Origin of the sequence: Spongiactinospora gelatinilytica (assembly GCF_003236385.1) — a bacterium.
Lineage (GTDB): Bacteria > Actinomycetota > Actinomycetes > Streptosporangiales > Streptosporangiaceae > Spongiactinospora > Spongiactinospora gelatinilytica.
The window spans coordinates 1-2,771 of sequence record NZ_POUA01000602.1 but is presented as its reverse complement, the minus strand read 5'-3'; the positions used below and the strand labels follow the sequence as shown (position 1 = coordinate 2,771).

3 protein-coding genes are annotated in these 2,771 nt (G+C 71.3%); 2 read left to right on the top strand and 1 reads right to left on the bottom strand.

Going from position 1 to position 2,771, the window contains the following annotated elements; all coding sequences use genetic code 11:
* Positions 1-672: PucR family transcriptional regulator ligand-binding domain-containing protein (locus tag C1I98_RS37535; RefSeq protein WP_199537514.1), on the bottom strand; the 672-nt coding region annotated here is incomplete at its 3' end.
* 117 nt (positions 673-789) lie between these two features.
* On the opposite strand from C1I98_RS37535, the gene gabT reads away from it, so the two are divergent.
* A complete protein-coding gene (gene gabT / locus C1I98_RS37530; RefSeq protein ID WP_111172003.1) occupies positions 790-2,142 on the top strand; it encodes a 4-aminobutyrate--2-oxoglutarate transaminase in 1,353 nt (450 codons plus the stop codon).
* Positions 2,143-2,316: 174 nt separating this feature from the next.
* Positions 2,317-2,601: a hypothetical protein gene (locus tag C1I98_RS37525; RefSeq protein WP_233508525.1), complete on the top strand. Its 285-nt coding sequence runs from the start codon at positions 2,317-2,319 to the stop codon at positions 2,599-2,601.
* Positions 2,602-2,771: the final 170 nt, after the last annotated feature.

Sequence of the window (2,771 nt, the reverse complement as noted above, 5' to 3'; positions counted from 1 at the left end):
GACCCGGCCCGCCCCCGCGAGGGCCTGGACGATGACATGCTCATCCGGCGTGGACAGGGTGAGGCTGGCGTGCCTGCCGCGCAGCCGCGCGAGCTCGGGCCGCAGCGCGGGGACGCGGGCCTCCGCCCGCTCGCCCGCCGTGGCGATCACCTCGCCGGCGTCGTCGAGCAGCGCCGCCCAGCCGCCGATCTCGGCGACGAGCCTGCCCAGCACCGCGTGCGTCCCCTCCGGGCGCAACGCGGCCCTGGTCAGCCGCCCCTGTACGGCGAACGCCCGGCTCAGCTCCTCGTACTGCTCTGCGGCCAGTAGTTCGCTCACCACCTTGCCGACGGCCACGAAGGCGGTTTCGCGGGGCACCTCGATGAGCGGCAGCCCGGCGCGCCGCGCCGCCTCGGCGAGTTCGGCGGGCACGGTCTCATGGGTGAGCCCGAGGCCGAGGCCGAGCCCGGCGACCTCGCGCTCGACCAGCCGCGTGACGTAAGATCCGGCGGTCTCCGGGCTGATCCGCATCCCGGTGGTCAGGACGAGTTCGCCGCCCTCCAGGAACGGCGTGGGGTCTTCCAGCTCGCTGACCGCCACCCAGCGGACCGGCCGGTCGAGCAGGTCCTCGTCGCCGAGGGCGCGCAGCCGAAGCGGGGCGTGGGCGACGACGCGCCGCAGTGTCGGTGCCACGTGTCGATCTCTTCCTGGAGCGCCCGGGCGGGTTGTACTATCTGGACAACCAAGGCCATATCAGTCTGCCATAGTGCAGCATCGGCACCGGGCCCGGCCACACGTACCGTCACGGGTATGAGCACCATCACGCAGGGCGGCCCGTCGCTTCCCCAGGAGCGCCGCGTCGTCACCGAGATCCCCGGCCCCCGGTCCCGCGAGCTGCTGGCCCGCAAGCAGGCGGCGGTGCCCCCGGGCATCGGTACGACGCTGCCGGTCTTCGTCACCCACGCGGGCGGCGGCGTCGTCGTGGACGCCGACGGCAACTCGCTGATCGACTTCGGCTCGGGCATCGCGGTCACCAGCGTGGGCAACGCCAATCCGCGGGTGGCAGAGCGGGTACGCAAGCAGGTCGGCGACTTCACGCACACGTGTTTCATGGTCACGCCGTACGAGTCGTACGTCGAGGTGTGCGAGGCGCTGAACCGGATCACCCCCGGTGACCACGAGAAGCGCACGTTCCTGGTGAACAGCGGCGCCGAGGCCGTGGAGAACGCCGTCAAGGTGGCCAGGCACGCCACCGGCCGGCCGGCGGTGGTCGTCTTCGACCACGCCTACCACGGGCGGACGTTGCTGACCATGACGCTCACCGCCAAGAACATGCCCTACAAGCACAGGTTCGGGCCGTTCGCGCCGGAGGTCTACCGGATGCCGCTGGCTTACCCGTTCCGCTGGCCGACCGGCCCGGACAACTGCGCGGCCGAGGCCGCCGCGCAGGCCATCGACGCGATCAACAAGCAGATCGGCGCGGAGAACGTCGCGGCCGTGGTGATCGAGCCGATCGCCGGAGAGGGCGGGTTCATCGAGCCGGCCCCCGGGTTCCTGCCCAGGCTGGCGGAGTTCTGCAAGGCCAACGGCATCGTGTTCATCGCCGATGAGGTACAGACCGGGTTCGCCCGGACCGGCGACCTGTTCGCCTGCGAGCACGAGGGCATCGTGCCGGACATCGTGACCACCGCCAAGGGCATCGCGGGCGGGCTGCCGCTGGCCGCGGTGACCGGCCGGGCCGAGCTGATGGACCAGGTTCACGTCGGCGGTCTGGGCGGCACCTACGGCGGCAACCCGCTGGCCTGCGAGGCGGCGCTGGGGGTACTGGAGACGATCGAGAACGACGGGCTGGTCGAGCGGGCCAGGCGGATCGGGTCGATCATGCTGCCCCGGCTGCGCGCGCTGGCCGACCGCCACCCGGTGATCGGCGACGTCAGGGGCCGGGGCGCGATGGTCGCCATCGAGCTGGTCGAGCCGGGCACCAAGGAGCCCGATGCGGCCACGACCGGCGAGGTGCTGCGGCGCGCCCAGGCCGAGGGGCTGCTCACGCTGACCGCGGGCACCTATGGCAATGTGCTGCGGTTCCTGCCGCCGCTGGTGATCCCGGACCACCTGCTGGACGAGGGGCTCGGCATTTTGGAGAAGGTCTTCGGCGACCTCTGATCTTTCCGAAGTCTTCCCGTGTCTCCCCTGGTTTGCCCGGCAATTAGGACATCAGGCTTATATGCCTGGTGTCCTAATTTATTGCCCTACGCCAAGCGTGACGCCGGTGATTTACCGCACCTTGACGCCCGATTAGGCGATCAGTGAGCGAGACAGGGTTATAACGGTTCCCGTATGGCACTGACGATCACCTCGGGGAGCGTGATGGACGGGGGTCCTACCGCGACGGCACGGCTGTTCGATCCCGACGGCCTGACGTGCGCCCAGCGGAACGGCGACGCGTGCGTCGTCTGCCACAAGAAGTGGCCGAGACCGCGCATGCGGGTGGGGCGGCTGCCGGACGGCGTGGCCGTACTGGCCTGCGGCGAGTGCGCCGACGCGCTGCTGCCCGCCCCGGCGACGGCGCCCTGCCCGTTTCCCGCGCCCGTTCCCGGCAGACGCCGGGCCGCGCTGTCGTGAGCGGCGTCAGTCGACCAGTTCCTGCCAGCGCTTCTGCCATTCGGCGTAGTCGGTGCACTTCGCCGGGCCGCCGTGCCCGCAGTCGGCCGACGGCCGGGCGGCGAAGACCACCTTGTCCAGCCACTTCTCATCGCCCACGTGAAGCGCCGCGCACACCCGCCCCGCCCGGC